Source organism: Arthrobacter sp. AFG20 (assembly GCF_002892795.1).
Taxonomy (GTDB): Bacteria; Actinomycetota; Actinomycetes; order Actinomycetales; family Micrococcaceae; genus Arthrobacter.
This window is the reverse complement of sequence record NZ_PJMC01000001.1, coordinates 108,016-127,556: the sequence shown is the minus strand read 5'-3', so window position 1 is coordinate 127,556 and position 19,541 is coordinate 108,016. Positions and strand designations below refer to the sequence as shown.

The following is a 19,541-nucleotide window of genomic DNA, read 5'->3' as shown; positions in this document are numbered from 1 at the left end:
ATTGAGTCCACTCATCACAGGCGAGGCAGTCGTCCTTGAACTCCGTCCGGCGTCCTTCGCTGCCCGTTCCCTCGGCCTGTTGCTCGACGTCGTGGTGCATTCCGCCCTGCTGATAGCAATACTCATGGCAATGGGCGCCGCCCGGGATGAACTGGACGAGGCGGCAGCCGGGGCACTCACCCTGGTCAGCGTGGTGCTGTGCTTCGTCATTCTCCCGGCAACGGTGGAGACCCTGACCCGGGGCCTGACACTCGGGAAACTGGCGGCCGGGCTGAGGATAGTGCGTGACGACGGCGGGGCCATCCGTTTCCGCCACGCGGTCATCAGGGCACTGATCGGCTTCCTGGAGATCTACCTGACCTTCGGCGGTGTTGCCATCGCCGTCGCCCTCTTCGACGGCAGGTCCCGCCGGCTGGGCGACATTGTGGCGGGCACCTACTCGCTGCGGCGCCGGGTACCGGTGGAACCCTCAATCGTCCCCGTCACTCCGCGGCACCTGGCCGCCTGGGCTGAAGCCGCGGACATCGGCCGGATTCCGGACGCCCTGGGACGGCGGGCCGCGCAATTCATGCGCCAGGCGCCGCGGATGTCGCCGCTGTCGCGCAGCGGCATGGCCGCTTCCCTCGCCACCGAAATGTCCGGATACGTGGCACCGTCACCGCCGCCAGGGACCACTCCCGACGACTACCTGGCGGCGGTCCTGGCCGAACGCCGCATCCGCGAACTCCGCCGTTTGGGCGCGGCACGCACGGAAAGCAACAGGATCGGGGAACGGCTGCGCCGGCTGCCGTTCACGGTGTCGCAGGACAGTTAACGCTTCGCGTACTGGGCCCAGGGGATGTTCCAGTCGCCGTAGCCCTCGAGCGGCTCCACCGGCGCGGCCCCCGTGTTCAGGACCTGGACGACGTCGCCGGACTTCATGTTGTTGAAGAACCAGACAGCGTCCACGGGCAGCAGGCCGACACAGCCGTGGGAGACGTTGGATACACCCACGTAGCTCCATGCCGACTCGAGCGCCTGATGGACATAGACGCCGGAGGACGTGAGCCTGTTGGCATACTCAACGGTCAGCGGCGGGTAGTACCCCTTGTCGCCTGGCTTCAGGCCGATACTCCCGGCGTTGAACTTGGAATGCCGTTCCTGCTCCATGATCACGGCGTAGCCGGACGGGGAGAGCCAGTCGGAACCGCCCAGGGTGACGGGCGCGGTCCTAACCAGCTTGCCGTCGAAGTAGACCTTCATGGTCTTGGTGTTGTCGTCCACCACTGCCAGGCGCTGCTGGCCCACCTTGAACTGCATTTTGGCGTTGAAGTTGCCGATCATGCCGTTGCCGAAATCGACGCCGAACAGCTTCATGTCCACGGTGACCTGGGCGTTGGATGCCCAGAACTTCTCGGGGCGGATGCGCACCTTCTGGTCCGAGTACCAGTGCCAGGCGACGGGCTGCTTGGAGGAGACGGTGATCTTGACCGCCTTTTCAACCGCCGCCTTGTTGGTGACAGGTTCGCTGAACACGATGTCGATGGGCTGCCCTGCGCCGACCGTGGAGCCGTTCTCCGGGTACACGGCGGCGTCCGCCTCATTGGCGGGCTCCACGGTGGTGAATGTCTGGGCCTTCTTGGTTTCCCTGCCCGCCTCATCCACGATGGTGTAGCTGTAGTTGTAGGGCGTGTTGAAGAGCAGCGGGTCCACGGCTGTCCATGTGCTGCCGTCGGCGCTGACGGTGCCCTTGACGGCCTCTCCCCCGGCGGCCGGCACCAGCACAACGTCCTGGACGCGGCCGTTGACCGCCTTGACCGAGGGCGCCACCGCGGGATTTACGCCTTTGGCGCCATCGAGCGGCGTCACACCCAGTTCCACGGCCTTGACCACGGGGGTGGCCAGGCCCGGCTCGTTGCGCACGGGGCTGGAGGCCTCGGATTGGGGCGCTGGGTTGGCCCAGCCAGGAGCGGTGGCGACACCGATTCCGCCGGCGGCAACCGCAGCGCAAATGGCGACGACGGCGATGATCTTGCCGGTTTTGCGGTTGTTCTTTTCCGTCATGACTGGTTTCTCCGTGTCCCACCGGGCTGCCGATCGGCATCCGTCCGGGTGCCCAGCGGCAACGCTGACCAGTCGATTTTATCGCACGGCGGCGCTGCCCCTGACGCGGAGACCCACGGCGCGCCGGGTTGCCATGACGCGCAGCGGCCGCCACGGCGCACTGCGGTGCGCCGTGGCGGGCTACTTTTAGTAGCGGTAGTGCTCCGGTTTGAACGGGCCGGCCACGTCCACGTCCAGGTACTCAGCCTGGTCCTTGGACAGCTCGGTCAGCTCAACACCCAGGGCACCGAGATGCAGCCGCGCCACCTTCTCGTCCAGGATCTTGGGGAGCACGTAGACCTGGTTTTCGTATTCCCGCTCGCCTTCGGGCTGGTCCTTCTTGGTGAACAGCTCGATCTGGGCGATGGTCTGGTTGGCGAAGGAGTTGCTCATGACGAACGACGGGTGGCCGGTGGCGTTGCCCAGGTTCAGCAGGCGCCCTTCAGACAGGACGATGATGGACCGGGTGGCGTCCGCCGCGTCGCTGCCGAACACCCATTCGTGGACCTGGGGCTTGATTTCGATTTTCCGGATGCCGGGGATCCGGGCGAGGCCCGCCATGTCGATTTCGTTGTCGAAGTGCCCGATGTTGCCCACGATGGCCTTGTTCTTCATGCCAGCCATGTGCTCGGCCATGATGACGTCCTTGTTGCCCGTGGTGGTGATGAAGATGTCGCCCTGGTCCAGCACGCTCTCCAGCTTGGCCACCTGGTAGCCGTCCATGGCGGCCTGCAGTGCGCAGATGGGATCGATCTCGGTGACGATCACGCGGGCGCCCTGGCCGCGGAGCGCCTCGGCGGCACCCTTGCCGACGTCGCCGTAACCACAGACGACGGCGACCTTGCCGCCCATGAGGACATCGGTGGCCCGGTTGAGGCCGTCCGGCAGGGAGTGCCGGATGCCGTACTTGTTGTCGAACTTGCTCTTCGTCACGGAGTCGTTGACGTTGATGGCCGGGAAGAGCAGCTTGCCCTGTTCGGCGAGCTGGTAGAGGCGGTGCACGCCCGTGGTGGTTTCCTCGCTGACACCGTGGATGCCGGCGGCGAGCCGGGTCCACTTCTTCGGGTCCTCGGCCAGCGTCCGGCGCAGGACGTCAAGGACAATCCCGTATTCCTCGGGGTCGTTGGCGGCGGCGGCCGGAACGGCGCCGGCTGCCTCAAACTCCACGCCGCGGTGCAGCAGCAGCGTGGCGTCGCCGCCGTCGTCGAGAATCATGTTCGGGCCCAGCTCGGCGTTCGTGTCAGCACCGGGCCAGGTGAGGATCTGCTCGGCGGTCCACCAGTATTCCTCCAGCGTTTCGCCCTTCCAGGCAAACACGGGAACGCCCTGCGGGTCCTCCGCGGTGCCGGTGCCCACGACGACGGCGGCTGCGGCCTCATCCTGGGTGGAGAAGATGTTGCAGGAGGCCCAGCGGACCTCGGCGCCGAGTGCCGTGAGGGTCTCGATGAGCACTGCGGTCTGCACGGTCATGTGCAGCGACCCGGCGATCCGGGCGCCCTTGAGGGGCTGGGTGGGTCCGAATTCCCGGCGCAGCGACATGAGCCCCGGCATCTCGTGCTCGGCGAGGCGGATCTGGTGGCGCCCGGCCTCGGCCAGGGAGATGTCGGCAACCTTGTAATCGAACGTCATGGGAATCCTTTGCTGTATCCGGCGTCTAGCCTTCTGCGGTGCTGGCTGGGTGTTAGGCGGTGGGGGCGGCCGCTGCCGGGCCGGCGTCGTGCTGGTCTGACCGGGCGGCCGTGGCCGCGGCGCGGAGCTCCGGGGGAAGCAGCAGCGGAATGCCGTCTTCGATGGCGTACCGCAGCCGTTCGCCGCCCTCCGCCGCCGACGTTGAGACGAGTTCCTCGCCCTCCTGGGTCAGAGCCGATCCGGTGACCGGGCACCGCAGAACGGACAACAGTTCAGGACTGATCTTTGGCATGGTGGATGCTCCCTGCTGGGCACAAGCGCTGTGGCTGACGGATTTCAGATTCCAGCCTACCGCCAGTTCGGTATGAGGACAGTCGGTGCAGCCTAGGACGGTTCGCGCAGGACGCGCAGGTGGCCGCGGCGGGTGCCTTCGGTTGCGGCGGGCGCTTCCAGCGCCGAGTGGGCGGCGCGCTGCCCCGGGGCCGGGGACGCAGGGCGGGACGCAGCCTCACGGACGGCGTCCGCCAGGGCGAGGAGGTCGTCCGGCCCGGGCTGGGGCGGCTGCGAGGGCATGGCGAGGCGGAGCACTTCCCAGCCGCGCGGGACGGTGAGCGAATTGGCGTGCTGCTCGCAAAGGTCGTAGCAGTGCGGCTCGGCATAGGTTGCCAGCGGGCCGAGGACGGCGGTGGAGTCCGCGTAGACGTACGTCAAAGTTGCCACCGCAGACTGGCGGCAGGCTGACCTGGAACACTGACGTATTGCACCCACGAAAACACAGAATACTCCGCCTCGGGCAGATTTCCCGACATTGACGATTGGCCCGCGCCACGGCAGCGCCGCTCCGGTCCGGTTATGTCGCACAAATCATTCGGCGGGTCTAAAGTCTGTATATGCAGTCATCGCACCATTCTTCGGGTTTCACGGTCCGGTTGGCTGACCCGGAAACGCCCCGGGACGCTGCCGGGGCTCCCGCTGGCCGGAGCTTCGCCCAACGCCGGCGCAACCGGCACGGCCGCGGCCTCCGGGGCGAACTGCTGTTGCCCACGCTCCCTGGCTACCGAAGCCGCTCGGACCGGTTTGATGAACTCGTCATGGACTCCGCCCAGCGGCTCCATGACATCTGGGGCAAGCCGCTCGACGGCGTCCGGTTCGCCGTCGACGAGATCCCGCCCAACCTGGAACAGCTGCTGGCCGACGGCTCGCCCGCTCCCCTGGGCTGCTACACCCCCGCCACGGAGGACGATGGCCCCATCATCACGCTGTACCGCCGCGTGGTGGAACAGGCCTGCCCCGTCAAGGAGGAACTTCAGGACCTGGTGCATGACGTGGTGGTGGAGCACACCGCCGAAATGCTGGGCGTCGCCCCGGAAACACTGGATCCGGTTTACCGCCGCCGCTACTAGGCCAGACACCGTCAGTTCCAGCCCACGGCCCGTTGCAGCACACGGCGGCGAAATCCGAGGCTAGTAGCCCAGCGTCACCGGCACTTTTTCCTGTCCTTCTGCGCCCGGGGCGATGGCCACGGTGGAGACATCGTTCCGGCCTTCCCGTTCCAGCAGTACCGTGCCGTAGGCGGATCCGCCGGAGGCGGACACCAGATAGCCGACGACGGCGGAGTCCCCGATCCGGTCGGCTGCCTCAAGGGTGGTGGTGGTCCCGGCGGCGATGTCCGCGGTAGCTGCCGTGCGGAGTTTCCCGTCGGCTGTTATCGGGGTATAGGAAATGGTGGCCCTTCCTTCCAGGGCTCCGAAGACCAGCAGCCGCTCCCCACCTTGCGGAAGAGGGACCACGTGCTGGCTGCCCAGCTGGGCCGTGGCGGGCGACCATGCGAAATCCAGGCTTTGGCTGGCCTTGAGCCCCCGGCTCACGCGCGCGGCGGCCACGATGCTGACGTCCGACGTGGCTGAAACGGTGTACCGGCCGGCCGGTACGCCGGACAGGGGAACCTCGGCAACGGTGCCTGCCTTGGCCGTGACAACGCCTCCCCCCGGGAGGGCCTGCTGGCCGGCACGGCCAAACAGCTTTATCTCCACCACGGCGTCCGACGGGCCGGGAACAGTGATCTGCAGCGACGGGCCGGCGTCGTCAAAACCGGATCCGCCGGTCAGGGACTTCACGTCCCCGGCATCCTGGATGTCGATGCCTGTCATCACCTGGGACGGAGCCGCGGAGGTCCCCGGTGAGATGAAATCCACGCCGCCGGAGGTCAGCCCGCGCAGCACGCTCTGCTGGATGAAGGCGCTGACGGGTCCGCCGGAGCTCCGGACGTGCACGCTCAGCCGTTCTTCCCCGGGAGCGAGACCGGCCAGGACGATGGAGCGCGTCGACTTCGGTCCCACCAGCAGGCCGCGGCTGCCGGAGGCCTTGACCTGGCCGGACTTCCCGTAAAGCTCGAGGTTAACCGTTGCAGGGGTGGTGGAGGCATTGGTGAGGTTGAGGACGCTGCTGCGGCCCAACGCAGTGTTGGCCCCGCCGAGCCAGAGGTCGTTCGAGGGCGTCTGGCAGGCGGCTGCCGCCGAACCCTGCAGGTCCCCGTCGGTTGCCGTGTAGGCCATGAGGGCTGCCGCCGCCGGCTGCCGGTTGGCCAGGGCATCCGCGGACAGCACGCTGACGTCGTCCACGGCTTCCCCTTCTACAACCCCGGCGAGTACACCGGAGGAGCCTGCGGGAGCCGCCGCCGAGCCGGGCGTCTTGGCGATCCGCCGCAACTCGGACCCCTTCAGGGCGGAGAGCACGCTGCCGGGAAGACTACCGCCCGCCGAGCTGACCACCGCTGCGGACACGGCGCTCTTGGCCGTGGCGGATTCGGGGCTGAACTGGGGGTCGGTCCCGACTGGCGTTCCTTCGAGGAGCCGCGCCGGAGCAGGGCACACGTCCTGGACGCTTCCGGCCGGCACAGCCGCTTCCGCAGGGTCGAGCGTCCTGGCTGCCGACGGCTGCGGCCCCAGGGCGGTTGCCGCGACAAGGCCTCCGCCGGCGGCGAGGATGGCCACGCCGGAGAGCATTCCGGCCACGATGCCACGGCGGCCGGCGATGCGGCTGGCACCGCTGGACCGGGTTCCGGAAGCGCGGGTTCCGGAAGCGTTAGTCCCCGGAGCGGTGCCCCCAGTAGCCCGGGCTACCGGGACGCTGCCCCGCTTCGCCGGCGTCCCGCCGTCGTTCTCTTCCTCATGCATTCTGGTATTCCTTACGCAGGGAGCCTTCGTCCCTGGACAGGCCGGTGTTAGGGCGCCGTGCCGGCATCGGGAGCGCCAGCAGGACCGTCAGGCCGATGACGGCGGCTTGGAGGATGCCGGACCAGAGCGCCCAGGGGCTTTCATACCGGACTGTCAGCTGGCCGGCCTGCGGTGGCAGGGTGAAAGCCTGGGACCAGCCGGAGGTGGTGGAGGTCAGTTTGCGGCCGTCTAGCCAGGCGGTCCAGCCGGGATCTGCCCGCTCGGCGAGCACCAGCAGCCGGCCCTCAGGCCCCTTCGGCACCGAGGCCTGGGCTCCGGTCAGGTCGGAGCGGACCAGCCCGATCGTGGCACCCTTGCTGTCCACCATGCGCACCCGATGGGCGACGTCGGCGGGCTGCAGGACGGCGTCATTCAGCGGTGTCACGCGCCAGAGCCAGCCCGAGTCAGTGGGCCCCACGGCGGTCAGCCCGGGGACCGCGTCCATCCGGCTGGCGGTCAGCTGCGCCGCAGTGTCAGCGGCGCGCAGGACGACGAATCCGACGCCGAGCCGCTCCAGTTCGGGCCGCGGGTCGACCCCGCGGGCAGCCACCAGGGTGGCCACGCTGGTGCGCAGCGCCGCGGTAACCTCGTCGTCGTCGCGGACCGATTCCTGCCCGGGGCTGCCCATGATGTCCCGCGCGGCCGCGATGGTTGAGAGGCTGTCCAGCGTGGTGCCCCCACCGCGCATAAGGGTGGCGCTGTACGTTCCGTCCTCCCCGGTGCTGATCAGCAGCGTCCGGGTCTGCTCGGGTCCCTCACCGCGGTCCACAGCGGTGGCAGGCAGCATCCGCGGGTCCGTGGGGCCCACCAGCCGGGGCGCCCCGAGGTCGGCAGTGTCAGCGTGCACCGCGGCATCGGCCGGCTGCACAACATTCTGCACGGTCCAGGCCGCCAGCCCGGCCAGCGGTCCGGCGAGCAGGAGCACTAGCGCCAGCGCCGCGGCACCGCGGGCCACGGCGGCGGACCGCGCTCTCCCACTGCGGGACACGTTGTCTGATGCGGACCCGGCAAGCGTCAGGAGGCCGTCGCCGCCGATGATGGCCGCTCCAAGTAGCCCGAACACGGCGGCGGAGACTGCCGGACCGGTGAAAGGCGCCACGAGGGCCTGCGGGCCGGCCCCGGTGGCGACGTGTCCTGCCAGCCATCCCCCGGCCAGCACCACCAGCGCCGCGGCCCAAAGGGCCCTGGCGACACGGCCGCGGCGGTCCGGGTGGATCCGGAGCGGAACAAAGAGCGCGGCTACAGCCAGCGCCAGGAGCGGGGCTCCGATCAGGAGGGCCAGCAGCAGCGCCCAGGGGACGGAGCCGCCGGAAAAGAGCGCCAGCCCGGACAGGCCGCCGGCCGGGTCGAAGCCGAGCGGCTGGCCCAGGATCTGCTGCCACACCGCAGCGGCCTCAAAGGGCAGCGGCAGCCCGGGGTCGGCAAGCAGTGCCCGGGGGCGGTCGAGGGTGGACAGCGCAAACGGCACAAACAGCGCAGCGCTCGGCAGCAGTGCCCACCAGAGCGTGCGTCCGCGCCTGCCCAGCAGCAGGCTCAGGACAATGATCACGACGGCGGCCGGCAGCAGGAGCGACGGGGCTGCGGCGGTGATGACCGCCAGCGCCAGCCCGGCGGCTGCGGCTGCCGTCCACGACGGCGTGCCATTGACGCCGGGCTTGGCCGGCGGCTGGTCCGCGAGGCTGCCGGCCGGAACGGGGGCGAAGCGGCCTCGTCCGAGTGCGGAACCTGTGGCCCGCAGCAAAGCCAGGACCAGCAGCGGCATCATGACGTGGGCCAGCAGGGCTCCGACGCGCCCTTGGTTGACAGCGACCTGCAGGGCGGGCGCCGCTGCCCAGACCAGCGCAGCTGCCAGTCGGAACCGGCGGTAGGAGGTCAGGGCGCCGGAGGCGAACCAGGCAGCCAAACCGGAGAGCGGCATGGCCAGCAAAAGCAGCCAGATAACGGCGCCGTTCGCGTTGCCTCCGCCCAACAGGCCGAGGATCCAGAGGACGTAGCCGAAGGGGTCGCCGTGCCCCGGAAGCCCGGCGCCCAGTCCGATCCACCAGGTGGAGGCGTGGTGCCAGATGTCCTCCAGCCGGGCTGAGACGGGCAGGAGTGCGCCTCCGCTGGCAGCGTCGGCCTGGAAAAGCGCGGCAAGGCCGGCGAAGGACGCCACAGATGCGAGAATCACCGCGGCGACGGCCCCGTTGCCAACCCAGCCCCGCTCGTTCGTCGACAGGGCCGCGAAGTCGTCCGTCGAGTCGCCGCTGGGCTGTTCCTCCAGCGGATCATTGCTGTCCTCGGAGGACCGGGCGTCGTCTGCGCCCAGGGCCTCCATCAGGGAGCGCCGGTGGCCCCACACTTCGCGCCGTTCGGTCTGCAGCGCTTTGACCACGGAGCGGCGGACTCGGCGGGTGCGGGCAGCGTTGCGCCGTCCCCGGGCGAGCGCGGCGGGCCTGGCGAGGGCTGCGGCTGTTGACAGGAGCTGCGAGAAGCCGTACCCGGGATCCTTCACGGCGATGCTGAAGATCAGCCGGAGGAGGCTTCCGAACAGGGCGCCGACAGCGTGCAGCGGCAGCGACCACAGCGGTGCGTGCTTGAGCCGCAGGTGCACCTGCGCCCGGCGCGCGGCCGAGGCCGTGCCAAGGGCATGCGGCCGGTGGGACACATGGAACATCCTCGCGCTGGGAACCACCACCACCCGGTGACCGGCCAGCCGGTTCCGCCAGCAGAAGTCGACGTCGTCGCCCGTGCCGGGGAGAGCCGGGTCAAACCCTTTGAGATGCTCCCAGATGTCGCGCCGGACCAGCATGCCGGCGGAGTTGACCGCAAAGGTGTCGGACCGGCCGTCGTATTGGCCCTGGTCGAGTTCGTCCGCCTCGATCAGCGTGAGCCGCTCAGCCCAGCGGCTGGTGGAAAGCCCGACGTCGATCAGGCGCCGCCTGGCGTTCCAGTCCAGCTGCTTGCAGCCCGCGACAGTAACGGACGGGGCGCGCTCCACCGCGTGCAGCAGTTCGGCCAGTGCTTCGGGGTCAGGTGCCGCATCGTCGTGCAGCAGCCAGATCCATTCGGACCGGTCCCGCGCGCCCTGCCGGCTCCATGGAGCCAGGGCGGCGAGGCCGGCCCGCACTGCAGCGCCCATCCCTGCCTTGCCGCCATTGACGGTGAGGACATTGACCTCGCCGACGGCACGCTGCAGGAGGGCAGCCGAATTGTCCTGTGAGCCGGTATCCACCCCGATCACGGTGTCCGCAGGCCGGGTTTGTGCGGCCAGCGCTGAAAGTGTCTTGGGCAGATAGTCACTGCCGTTGTGGGCGACCACAACGGCAGTGACGTGTACTTCCTGAAGAATTAGACTGCTCGCTTCCTCAGCCGTCGGCGCTCACGCTCGGAGAGGCCACCCCAAATCCCGAACCGTTCATCATTGGCCAGGGCGTACTCCAGGCACTGCGAGCGCACGTTGCACGCTCCGCAGACTTTCTTGGCGTCCCGCGTGGAACCGCCCTTTTCCGGGAAAAAAGCCTCCGGATCGGTCTGGGCGCACAGGGCATCCGTCTGCCACCCAAGCTCGCCTTCGTCGTCGAAATCCTGCCCCAGCGGCAAACCGATCCACACCGGCTGGGCCAGCGTGGAGGGTGCCGGGTTCCGGAGCTCCATGGGGGGATCAAGAACGTCTTCGTCCTGCTCCGGCTGACCGGCCAGCAGGGACTCATTCTGGAGGGCGTCGTGCTGGGCCAGGAAGGCCGTGGCCTGGTCCTGCAAAGAGGCAGACGTGTCCTTGTTGTACCGCTCTGCGGCATCCGGATCAGCCGGATCTACATACCAGTCACTGGGTACCCCCCGAGACCTGTACTTTGCTGTGGCCTGGCCGGCCACAAGAGCATCATCATGCATGCGCTCCGCTTGCCCCATGGCGTCCCCTCCTGAGTAGTGCGGCCCCCGGCCCGACGTTCAGGGACACTACGTGGTGTCCCTTAGAGTTCGCCGCGGCTTTTCGATATCTAATTACACGCGTGTAAGTAGGGGGAGTCAAGCCGCGACGGAATAATAATCAATGTCCGAGCCAATCAGCAGGCGCGCCACGCCCGGGAATTTTTTGCCCGCAGCATTCGACTCCCATCCGAAATTTGACAGGAACCTTACTATCTTGCTCGACGCGCGCACAATTCCGGGAATTCTGCCGTCGGCCGGAGCGCTAAGGCAAACGATGTTACAAACTGCTGTGCCCGAGATCACGCAAGAAGGCGTGGCAAGATGAAGCCATGAACATCCCGGCCACTGATCTGATGACGGCCCTACGCTCGGGCCACTCCACGTCCCCGCGCCTGACCTGGTACGGGCCCGATGCCGAGCGCGTGGAACTCTCCGGGCGCGTGCTGGACAACTGGGTCGCAAAGACCAGCAACCTGCTCCAGGACGAACTCGACGCCGAGCCCGGAATGAGGTTGCGGCTGGACCTTCCCGCGCACTGGAAATCCATCATCTGGGCCCTCGCCGCCTGGCAACTGGGGATGGAAGTGGTGCTCGGATCAGGTGATGCAGACCTGCTCGCCACGTCCGAACCGGACGCCGCCGAGGACGGGTTCGACGCCGTCGTCGCCGTTCCGCTGCCGGCCCTGGCGATGCGGTGGCCCGGCGACTTGCCTGCCGGAGTTCTCGACTACGCCGCGGAGGTCCGGTCCCACGGTGACGTGTTCATGGCCCATAACGACCCCGATCCGGTATCTCCCGCGGTTCGGAACGCGGACGGTGCAGCCGTCCGCCATGAAGCCCTCCTGGCGGACTTTGCCGCGGGACACGAGCCGAGCGCGCGGCTCCTGGTGCGCGCCGCCGACGGCCTCGAGGCGGCGCTGGCCAACGCCCTTGGCGCGTGGAAGAGCGACGGCTCAGTGGTCCTGGTCCATGGCGACGTCGAGCTGACGGACAAGCTTCTCGCAGCGGAGCGGATCCACGGCGGCTGAGCCGGCTTGGCCGGACGGGGTCGGGCTGCCGAAACTAACTCGGCCGGACGGGCCGCTCGGGTTCGTCCACGTCCGGTTCCAGGACGTGCCCCGCCTGCCGGGCGGAGTGGTGGTGGACCTCGATGATCTCGTGGTCGTGCGAGAACTCCGGCTCCTGGTCCAGTTCCTGGTTGAACACGAGGAACCGGTAGGCAAAGAAGCGGACCACCGTGGCGACCAGAATGCCCACGACGCCCGCGGCGAAGAGCATGTTCTTGTCCGTGACGCCCATTGAATACTTCGCCAGGGCCGTAAACCCGGTGGAGATGCCGATGCCGATGCCGTTGATGAGGATGAACATCAGGAATTCACGTACGACGTTGGCCTGGCGGCGGTGCCGGAACGTCCAGAGACGGTTGGCGATCCAGGAAAACACGGTGGCGACGGTGGCACCGACAAAGCGGGCCTTGGCCTCGCTGTCCGTCATGGGCCCGTGCATCAGGTAGTAAGTCAGCCCGTTGTCAATGACAAACGCCACACCGCCCACGGCACCGAACTTCGCCACCTCGCGCCAGAAAAGCGAGGCGAGTCCCCGGATGCGCTCTGCAAGTGTGTTAATCATGACCCTCCGTGGCCGTCTGAATAGTGGGGGCCGATGGGCCAAGTTCCCATTTTAGCGCCGTTTGCCGGGAGTAACCCCAAAGCGCCCCGCGCTGGACGGTCCTGTCAGCGGCCGTCTCAGCAAAATCGGGCGACTTCGGGACCTTCTCAGCCATGAAAGACGGCAACCGCGCTCCTTTTCTGTAGGCTGGAAGATGTGACTTTTCCAGTAATCGGCGTGGTTGGCGGCGGCCAGCTTGCGCGCATGATGGCCCCTGCCGCCACTGCCCTGGGCTTTGAACTCCGTGTTTTGGCTGAGGGCGAAGACGTATCCGCGGTCTCTGCTGTCCCCAACGCTCCCGTGGGCGACTACAAGGATCTCGCGGCCCTGATGGAATTCTCCAAGGGCCTGGACGTGATGACCTTTGACCACGAGCACGTCCCGGGCGATCACCTCTATGCCCTGATCGAAGCCGGAGTAAACGTCCAGCCGCGCCCGGAGGCGCTGGTCAATGCCCAGGACAAGCTGGTCATGCGCGCGGCCATCGACCGCCTCGAACTCCCCAACCCCGAGTGGGCCGCAGTGGACGACGTCGCCGGCCTGGTTAGCTTCGGAGACCGGATCGGCTGGCCCGTGGTGCTCAAGACCCCGCGGGGCGGCTACGACGGAAAGGGCGTGCGCATCGTCGGCTCCCCTGAAGAAGCCGCGGAAACCGCCGACTGGTTCGAGGCCATGAGCCCGCTCCTCGCCGAGGCCAGGGTGGAGTTCAGCCGCGAGCTCTCTGCGCTCGTGGCCCGCACCCCGGACGGGGCGTCCCGTGCATGGCCCGTGGTCCACACCATCCAAGTGGACGGCGTCTGCGACGAAGTGATCGCACCGGCACAGAACATTTCCGTTGAGGTGGCTGCAGCCGCCGAAGAGGCTGCCCTCCGAATCGCCAATGAACTCGGCGTCACCGGCGTCATGGCCGTGGAGATGTTCGAGACGCCCGGCACCGGCGCCGGATTCCTGATCAACGAATTGGCGATGCGCCCCCACAACACCGGACACTGGACACAGGACGGCTCCGTCACCAGCCAGTTCGAACAGCACCTGCGCGCTGTCCTGAACCTGCCGCTCGGCGCAACTGACCTCCTGGGCCAGGTTGCCGTGATGAAGAACTTCCTGGGCGGCGACAACCAGGACCTCTTCTCCGCGTTCCCCACCGCACTGGCGGCGGAACCGGGTGCCAAAGTCCACTGCTACGGCAAGTCCGTGCGGCCGGGCCGGAAAATCGGCCACGTGAACCTGGTGGGCGCGTCTGCCGCGGACGTCGACTCCCTCCGGCAGCGCGCCACCACCGTGGCAAACATCATCCGCGACGGCAGACTGCCGGCCGCGGCAACAGGCACCACCGAGGAGACCCCATGAGCCCCGTATCCGATGCAGCACCGGAACCCGGCGCCCCCGCTCCCCTCGTAGGCCTCGTCATGGGCTCGGATTCAGACTGGCCCGTCATGGAGGCGGCGGCTGACGCCCTGGCCGAGTTTGGCATTCCGTTCGAGGCGGACGTTGTCTCCGCGCACCGCATGCCCACGGAGATGATCCGCTACGGGCAGACGGCGCACGAGCGCGGCCTCCGCGTGATCATTGCCGGCGCCGGCGGCGCCGCGCACCTTCCCGGCATGCTCGCTTCCGTCACTCCCCTGCCCGTGATCGGCGTTCCGGTCCCGCTGAAGACGCTGGACGGCATGGATTCCCTGCTCTCCATCGTGCAGATGCCCGCCGGGGTTCCGGTGGCCACGGTCTCCATTGCCGGAGCTCGGAACGCGGGCCTGCTCGCCGTCCGTATGCTGGCTTCCGGCACCGACGACCTTTCCGCCCGCCTCCGCAAGGAGCTCCTGGACTTCGCCCAGGAACTCAACGACGTTGCCAGCCGAAAAGGCGCCAACCTCCGCCAGAAAGTCAACGAAGTCTTCTCCGAAGCAAATGTGGCTCTCCGGAGCAGCCGATAGGGATCTGCCATGTCCAATAACGAACTGCCGTCCCAGGGCCTCCTGACGGATCCCGTCCGAAACCCGTCGAGTGCCGCCGAACCTGTGCGGACCAAGCGCGCGTTCCTGCTGATCCTGCTCACGCTGCTGGTGCCCGGCAGCGCGCAGATCGTGGCCGGGGACCGCAAGATCGGCCGGATCGCCCTGCGCGTGACGCTGGGCGCCTGGCTGCTCGCGATCATTGCCCTGGTACTGCTGTTCACCAACCGGACCCTGCTGATCAACATCATCACGAATCCGGTGGCCTCGCTGCTCATCGTCCTGGTCCTTGCCGCGCTGGCGGTGGGCTGGCTGGTGCTGTTCGTGAACACCCTGCGGCTCATCCGGCCGGTGCTGCTGCCCGCCCGGATGAGGCCCGCCGTCGTGATTGCGCTTGTCCTCGCCATGGTGGTGAGCAGCGGATCGCTGGGCTACGCCGCCTACCTGCTCAATGTCAGCCGGAATGCGATCGGCAGCATCTTCAACGCCGGACCGGCCATTGACCCCGTCGACGGCCGCTACAACTTCCTCATGATGGGCGGCGACGCGGGTGCCGACCGCACCGGACGCCGCCCGGACAGCCTGTCCGTGCTCAGCGTCGATGCCAAGTCCGGCCAGACCGCCATCATCTCGGTGCCGCGTAACCTGCAGAACGCCCAGTTCAGCGAGGGTTCGCCCATGCGGCAGATCTATCCCGAGGGCTACAACTGCGGCGACGAATGCCTGATCAACGCCATCAACACCGAGGTCACGAACGAGCACAAGGACCTCTACCCCGGCGTCGCCGACCCGGGAGCGCAGGCAACCCTGGAAGCGGTGTCCGGCACTCTCGGGATCACGGTGCAGGCCTACGTGCTGGTGGACATGGACGGCTTCGCGAAGCTGATTGACGCGATGGGCGGCATCCGGATCAAGGCCGGCGGCTGGGTCCCCATCAGCGGTGACATGGTCGACGAGGCGAACGGCATCCACGGCATGCCGCTGGGCTGGATTCCGGCCGGGGACCAGAAGCTGGACGGATATCACGCCCTCTGGTACGGCCGCTCCCGCGAATTCGTGGACGATTACGCCCGGATCGCGCGGCAGCAGTGCGTCCAGCAGGCCATGCTGAAACAGCTGGACCCCGCAACCCTGCTGGCAAAGTTCGAGGACATCGCCAACGCCGGCACCAAGGTGGTTGATTCCAACATCTCCTCCAGCCAGCTCGGCAGCTTCGTGGACCTGGCCATGAAGGCCAAGGGCACGGACGTCAAGAGGCTCACCATCGGGCCGCCGGACTTCGACGCGTCCTTCTCCACGGTGCCCGACTTCAACCAGATCCATGACCGCGTCAAGAAGCTGCTCGCTTCCGCCAGCTCCGAATCGTCGCCGGCTGCTGCGGCGGACTCCGGGCTCCAGGACGCTGTGCTGCAGCCCAGTGCCGTGCCGGGCACCGGGCTCTCCGCGGCCGGTCGGTCAGCAGGTCCCCTGGCGGGCCTTCCGGCCACCGCCCCCTCGCCGTCCCCGTCGTCGTCGGACTTCACCCCAGTGACCACCACCCCCGGGGGGGAACCGATCACAGAAGCGATGCTGAACCAGTTCAAGCGCGAGGGCAACGAGCAGGCCATCCGCGACCTCGTGGCCACCAACGGCCAGTGCGCTGCCCTCTAAACCTTTAGCCACACCTGTTGCAAGAGAGAAGGACACCTGGCTTTGTACGAAATCGACAACGTCCTCCGGCCGTACGCCTGGGGGTCGACGACGGCGATCGCCGGCCTGCTCGGCCGGCCGGCGTCGGGCGGACCGGAAGCTGAGCTGTGGATCGGCGCGCACCCTGACTCGCCGTCGGTGGCCAGCCGGCCGGACGGCACGACAGCACCGCTGAATGAGCTCATCGGCGAGGACCCGGAACATTTTCTGGGATCTGAGTCGGTGGCCGAATTCGGACCGCGCCTGCCGTTCCTGGCCAAGATCCTCGCCGCGGCCAAGCCGCTGTCGCTTCAGGTGCACCCGAGCCTTGACCAGGCCAAAGCCGGCTTCGCGCGTGAGAATGCCGACGGCGTGCCGACCGGAGCTGCCCACCGCAATTACCGGGACGACAACCACAAACCGGAGATGATCTTCGCGCTGACCCCGTTCGATGCGCTGTGCGGTTTCCGTGCACCGGAGAAGTCCCGCGACATCTTCCTCCACCTGGCCGGCTGCCTGGAGCTCCCGGGCAACGGTGTGCCGCAGCTCTTGAAGGACGTCATCGAAGACCTCTCGCAACCCGAGGAGGCCACGGCGCTAAGATCTGCGTTCGAACGGCTGATCGCCGGGGGCAAGGAAATCCAGGAAGCTACGTCCCGGGTGGTTGACGTGCTGGCCTCGGGTGCGCCCATGGCGCCCTACCAGCAGGAGCTTTCCACGGTGCTCAGCCTTCACGGCGAGTACCCCGGCGACCCCGGCGTCCTGATCTCCCTGCTGCTGAACCGGCTGTCGCTGGAGCCGGGCCAGGCGGTGTACCTGCCCGCCGGAAACGTGCACGCCTACCTGCACGGACTCGGCGTCGAGGTGATGGCCTCCTCGGACAACGTGCTCCGCGGCGGACTGACGCCCAAGTTCATCGACATTCCCGAGCTGCTGAGCACCATCGCCTTCGAGTCGGTGGGCGTCCCCATGCTGCGGCCGGAGACCTCCGAGCTCGGTCAGGAACTGTACTGCCCGCCGTTCCGTGAGTTCCAGCTCCAGCGGATCGAACTGCTGCCGGACGGCGAGCCCGTTCCGCTGGCACAGTCGGGCGCCGCTGTGGTTATTGTCGTGGCCGGGTCCGTGATCCTTGACTCGCCGAAGGGTGACCTTCAGCTGGGCCATGGCGCAAGTGCCTTCCTGCCGGCCGCCGACGCCCCCGTCAACGTCCATCCCGTGTCCGGGGCAGCGGAGAACGCCGTGGCCTTCGCCGTGACCACCTCGATGAAGGCCTGACCGCGGTGGAGTACTTTCTGCAAACGAAGGCCTGGGAGGATTTCCAGAAGTCGCTGGGCCGCCGCGTGCACCGGCAATCCGGTCCCGGCTGGAGCTTCCTGGCCATCGAGGAAAAGAATCCCGCGGGCAAGGTCCTGTATGCGCCCTACGGCCCGGTGGCCGGGTCAGTCGAGGCGTTCGACGCCGCGCTGGCGGCGCTACGGGGGCTGGCGACGTCCTGCGGCGCCGTCTTTATCCGGGTCGAGCCGGTAGCTGCCGGACTGGACCCTGATTCGGCGCCCGAGGCACTGCGGAGCCGGGGCCTGCAGCCTGCCCCGGTCAACCAGCAGCCCGAACTCAGCTGGATCGTGGACCTGGACCGGGACTTCAAGGAGGTCCTGGCGGAGATGAAGCCGGTCAACCGGAACCTGTACCGGAACATCCACAAGAAGGGCGTGACCTTCCGCTCCACCCAGGACCCCGAAGACATCCGCGTGCTCCTGAACTTCCTCCACATGACCGCTCGGCGGAACGGCTTCAAACCGCAAAGCGACGAGTACCTGACGCAGGTGGCCGAGTCCCTCATGCCCGCGGGCGCGGCGACGCTGTTCATCGCCGACCTGCACGGCGGTCCGGTGGCGGCAGCGCTGGCCTACGACTCGGCAGACACCCGGACGTACGCCCACGCGGCCATGGATGACACCCACCGCAAGCTCAGCGCGGGCATCCCCCTCCTCGTGACGCTCATGGCCGATGCCCAGGAGAAGGGGCTGAAGCACGTGGACCTGTGGGGCGTGGCCCCGGCCGGGGAGCCCGACCACAAGTGGGCGGGGTTCACAGCGTTCAAGAAGTCGTTCGGCGGCCGCGAGATCGCCTACCCCGGCACCTGGGACCTGCCCGTCAACCGGCCCCGCTACGCGGCCTACCAGGTGGCACGCAAACTCCGCGACGGCATCAAAACCCTCATCAAGCGCCCCACCCGCTGAGCGCGAACGTACACTTGTGGCCCTAAAACCGAGCGGTTTTGGGGCCACAAGTGTACGTTCGCGCTCTCCCCGAGGTTTGCGCTTGTGGATAACCTCCCGAGGGCCCTTTGCCCGGTACAGACTGGAGCATGCGTCTCTCGCCACTGCCCCAGGAACTACTTACGGGATCATTCACCTCGAGCGACGCTGCCGCGTGCGGCGTGTCCCGAAAGCGCCAGCGGCAACCGGATCTCGCCATTCCCTCGCGCGGTATTCGCGTTCCGCTGGGAGGAGATGCCACCACGGGCACGTACCTTCGTGCGTACACCGCGCTGGATGACGCTTCAACCCTTACTCATCATTCCGGGGCACGGCTCTGGGGTTACGGCCTTCCCCGGTGGATGCAGGAGGACTGGAAAATCCACGTCGCGCGCGAGAGAGACGGCAGCAAGCCGCGCCGGGGAAACGTCGTTGGTCACCGCCTGACGTTCAAACCCGGCGAGGTGGTGATCCACGACGGCGTCCGGGTCACCTCGCCTGCAAGGACCTGGCTCGATCTTGCCAGCCTTCTCAGCGTGGACGAACTGATCGCCGCAGGAGATTCCGCGGTGGTTGCGCATGGACCCGATTTTCCGGTGCCGCGGGCTCCACTGGCAACGATTGACGACCTGCGGCGCATAGTTGCGTCACACCCTGGCATGCGGGGCGTGAAGACGGCGCGGCTCGCACTCCCCGAGGTCCGCGTCGGGGCTGATTCCCCGCAAGAGACCAGAATGCGGCTGGTGCTTGCCCGCACCAAGCTCGGCGAACCAGTTCTGAATCATGTCCTCCGCAATAGCTGGGGCCAACCGGCGGTGTGGCCGGACGCCGCCTATCCGGAACACCGCCTCGCGCTGCAATATGACGGCGGGCACCATTCGGATCCGGTCCAGGCCACGAGTGACAGGAAGCGCAGGGAAATGACGGAGCGCCTCGGTTGGACGGAGCTCAGAATATTCAAGGACGATCTTGAGGGCGAGAAGCCCTTCGTTCTCGAGAAGGTCAGGGCTACGTTGGAGGGGCGGCTGCGACGCCAGGCATCGGGAGACCGGACCCAACCCGTTGAAAAAGTGCGCGAACGTACAGTTGTGGCCCCGGATCCGGTCGGATTCGGGGCCACAACTGTACGTTCGCGCTAAGAACGCGCTGGGAAAGCC

17 protein-coding genes are annotated in these 19,541 nt (G+C 67.7%); 9 read left to right on the top strand and 8 right to left on the bottom strand.

Annotation, left to right across the window (positions count from 1 at the left end; genetic code table 11):
- Position 1 precedes the first annotated feature (1 nt).
- On the top strand, positions 2–814 hold the full coding sequence (locus CXZ05_RS00605; protein ID WP_102970691.1) for an RDD family protein: 813 nt from the start codon (positions 2–4) through the stop codon (positions 812–814).
- On the opposite strand, the gene CXZ05_RS00600 is transcribed toward CXZ05_RS00605, so the two are convergent.
- The 4 genes from CXZ05_RS00600 to CXZ05_RS00585 form a co-directional block, all read right to left on the bottom strand.
- A complete protein-coding gene (locus CXZ05_RS00600) occupies positions 811–2,043 on the bottom strand; it encodes an Ig-like domain-containing protein (protein WP_102970690.1) in 1,233 nt (410 codons plus the stop codon). The two genes, CXZ05_RS00605 and CXZ05_RS00600, sit on opposite strands and share 4 nt — an antisense overlap.
- A gap of 186 nt (positions 2,044–2,229) precedes the next feature.
- Positions 2,230–3,711, bottom strand: coding sequence for an adenosylhomocysteinase (ahcY, locus tag CXZ05_RS00595; RefSeq protein WP_102970689.1), 1,482 nt, complete (start codon positions 3,709–3,711; stop codon positions 2,230–2,232).
- A 52-nt stretch (positions 3,712–3,763) separates the two neighbouring features.
- Positions 3,764–4,003, bottom strand: a complete 240-nt coding sequence (locus tag CXZ05_RS00590) for a Trm112 family protein (protein WP_102970688.1) — start codon at positions 4,001–4,003, stop codon at positions 3,764–3,766.
- A 92-nt stretch (positions 4,004–4,095) separates the two neighbouring features.
- Positions 4,096–4,479: a DUF3499 domain-containing protein gene (locus CXZ05_RS00585; protein WP_102970687.1), complete on the bottom strand. Its 384-nt coding sequence runs from the start codon at positions 4,477–4,479 to the stop codon at positions 4,096–4,098.
- Between the two features lie 122 nt (positions 4,480–4,601).
- Between CXZ05_RS00585 and CXZ05_RS00580 the strand changes: the two genes are divergently transcribed.
- A complete protein-coding gene (locus CXZ05_RS00580; RefSeq protein WP_102970686.1) occupies positions 4,602–5,114 on the top strand; it encodes a metallopeptidase family protein in 513 nt (170 codons plus the stop codon).
- A gap of 60 nt (positions 5,115–5,174) precedes the next feature.
- Here CXZ05_RS00580 and CXZ05_RS00575 read toward each other — a convergent pair whose 3' ends face one another.
- Genes CXZ05_RS00575 through CXZ05_RS00565 form a run of 3 tightly spaced genes read right to left on the bottom strand, consistent with a single transcriptional unit; the run spans position 5,175 to position 10,817 of the window.
- Positions 5,175–6,887: a DUF5719 family protein gene (locus tag CXZ05_RS00575; RefSeq protein ID WP_102970685.1), complete on the bottom strand. Its 1,713-nt coding sequence runs from the start codon at positions 6,885–6,887 to the stop codon at positions 5,175–5,177.
- Positions 6,880–10,227 carry a glycosyltransferase family 2 protein gene (locus tag CXZ05_RS00570; RefSeq protein WP_102970684.1) on the bottom strand — a complete coding sequence of 1,116 codons (3,348 nt, stop codon included), beginning with the start codon at positions 10,225–10,227 and terminating at the stop codon, positions 6,880–6,882. The genes CXZ05_RS00575 and CXZ05_RS00570 overlap by 8 nt, the downstream gene beginning before the upstream one ends.
- 29 nt (positions 10,228–10,256) lie before the next feature.
- The gene (locus tag CXZ05_RS00565; RefSeq protein ID WP_102970683.1) at positions 10,257–10,817 is read right to left on the bottom strand and encodes a WhiB family transcriptional regulator; all 561 of its coding nucleotides are present in this window, start codon (positions 10,815–10,817) and stop codon (positions 10,257–10,259) included.
- A gap of 350 nt (positions 10,818–11,167) precedes the next feature.
- Here CXZ05_RS00565 and CXZ05_RS00560 point away from each other — a divergent pair, with 350 nt between their 5' ends.
- Positions 11,168–11,866: a TIGR03089 family protein gene (locus CXZ05_RS00560; RefSeq protein ID WP_102970682.1), complete on the top strand. Its 699-nt coding sequence runs from the start codon at positions 11,168–11,170 to the stop codon at positions 11,864–11,866.
- Between the two features lie 34 nt (positions 11,867–11,900).
- Here CXZ05_RS00560 and CXZ05_RS00555 read toward each other — a convergent pair whose 3' ends face one another.
- Positions 11,901–12,467 (bottom strand): GtrA family protein, encoded by a 567-nt coding sequence (locus CXZ05_RS00555; protein ID WP_102970681.1) that lies wholly within the window; start codon positions 12,465–12,467, stop codon positions 11,901–11,903.
- Between the two features lie 195 nt (positions 12,468–12,662).
- Between CXZ05_RS00555 and CXZ05_RS00550 the strand changes: the two genes are divergently transcribed.
- From CXZ05_RS00550 to CXZ05_RS00525, 6 genes are all read left to right on the top strand, one after another.
- Positions 12,663–13,856, top strand: a complete 1,194-nt coding sequence (locus tag CXZ05_RS00550; protein WP_102970680.1) for a 5-(carboxyamino)imidazole ribonucleotide synthase — start codon at positions 12,663–12,665, stop codon at positions 13,854–13,856.
- Positions 13,853–14,440, top strand: a complete 588-nt coding sequence (gene purE, locus CXZ05_RS00545; RefSeq protein WP_102970679.1) for a 5-(carboxyamino)imidazole ribonucleotide mutase — start codon at positions 13,853–13,855, stop codon at positions 14,438–14,440. Before CXZ05_RS00550 ends, purE begins: the two co-directional genes overlap by 4 nt.
- 9 nt (positions 14,441–14,449) lie before the next feature.
- Positions 14,450–16,108 (top strand): LCP family protein, encoded by a 1,659-nt coding sequence (locus tag CXZ05_RS00540; protein WP_102970678.1) that lies wholly within the window; start codon positions 14,450–14,452, stop codon positions 16,106–16,108.
- Positions 16,109–16,150: 42 nt separating this feature from the next.
- Positions 16,151–17,401: a mannose-6-phosphate isomerase, class I gene (gene manA, locus CXZ05_RS00535; protein ID WP_102970677.1), complete on the top strand. Its 1,251-nt coding sequence runs from the start codon at positions 16,151–16,153 to the stop codon at positions 17,399–17,401.
- A 5-nt stretch (positions 17,402–17,406) separates the two neighbouring features.
- Positions 17,407–18,366, top strand: coding sequence for a peptidoglycan bridge formation glycyltransferase FemA/FemB family protein (locus tag CXZ05_RS00530; RefSeq protein WP_102970676.1), 960 nt, complete (start codon positions 17,407–17,409; stop codon positions 18,364–18,366).
- Positions 18,367–18,494: 128 nt separating this feature from the next.
- The gene (locus CXZ05_RS00525; protein ID WP_180987207.1) at positions 18,495–19,523 is read left to right on the top strand and encodes a hypothetical protein; all 1,029 of its coding nucleotides are present in this window, start codon (positions 18,495–18,497) and stop codon (positions 19,521–19,523) included.
- Positions 19,524–19,541: the final 18 nt, after the last annotated feature.

Bases quoted from the DNA above. Each gene is read 5' to 3' on its own strand.
- CXZ05_RS00565 (WP_102970683.1), bottom strand. From the start codon at position 10,817: ATGGGGCAAGCGGAGCGCATGCATGATGATGCTCTTGTGGCCGGCCAG.
- CXZ05_RS00560 (WP_102970682.1), top strand. From the start codon at position 11,168: ATGAACATCCCGGCCACTGATCTGATGACGGCCCTACGCTCGGGCCAC.
- CXZ05_RS00540 (WP_102970678.1), top strand. From the start codon at position 14,450: ATGTCCAATAACGAACTGCCGTCCCAGGGCCTCCTGACGGATCCCGTC.
- CXZ05_RS00555 (WP_102970681.1), bottom strand. From the start codon at position 12,467: ATGATTAACACACTTGCAGAGCGCATCCGGGGACTCGCCTCGCTTTTC.
- ahcY (WP_102970689.1), bottom strand. From the start codon at position 3,711: ATGACGTTCGATTACAAGGTTGCCGACATCTCCCTGGCCGAGGCCGGG.
- purE (WP_102970679.1), top strand. From the start codon at position 13,853: ATGAGCCCCGTATCCGATGCAGCACCGGAACCCGGCGCCCCCGCTCCC.
- CXZ05_RS00525 (WP_180987207.1), top strand. From the start codon at position 18,495: ATGCGTCTCTCGCCACTGCCCCAGGAACTACTTACGGGATCATTCACC.
- CXZ05_RS00580 (WP_102970686.1), top strand. From the start codon at position 4,602: ATGCAGTCATCGCACCATTCTTCGGGTTTCACGGTCCGGTTGGCTGAC.
- CXZ05_RS00600 (WP_102970690.1), bottom strand. From the start codon at position 2,043: ATGACGGAAAAGAACAACCGCAAAACCGGCAAGATCATCGCCGTCGTC.
- CXZ05_RS00575 (WP_102970685.1), bottom strand. From the start codon at position 6,887: ATGCATGAGGAAGAGAACGACGGCGGGACGCCGGCGAAGCGGGGCAGC.
- CXZ05_RS00590 (WP_102970688.1), bottom strand. From the start codon at position 4,003: ATGCCAAAGATCAGTCCTGAACTGTTGTCCGTTCTGCGGTGCCCGGTC.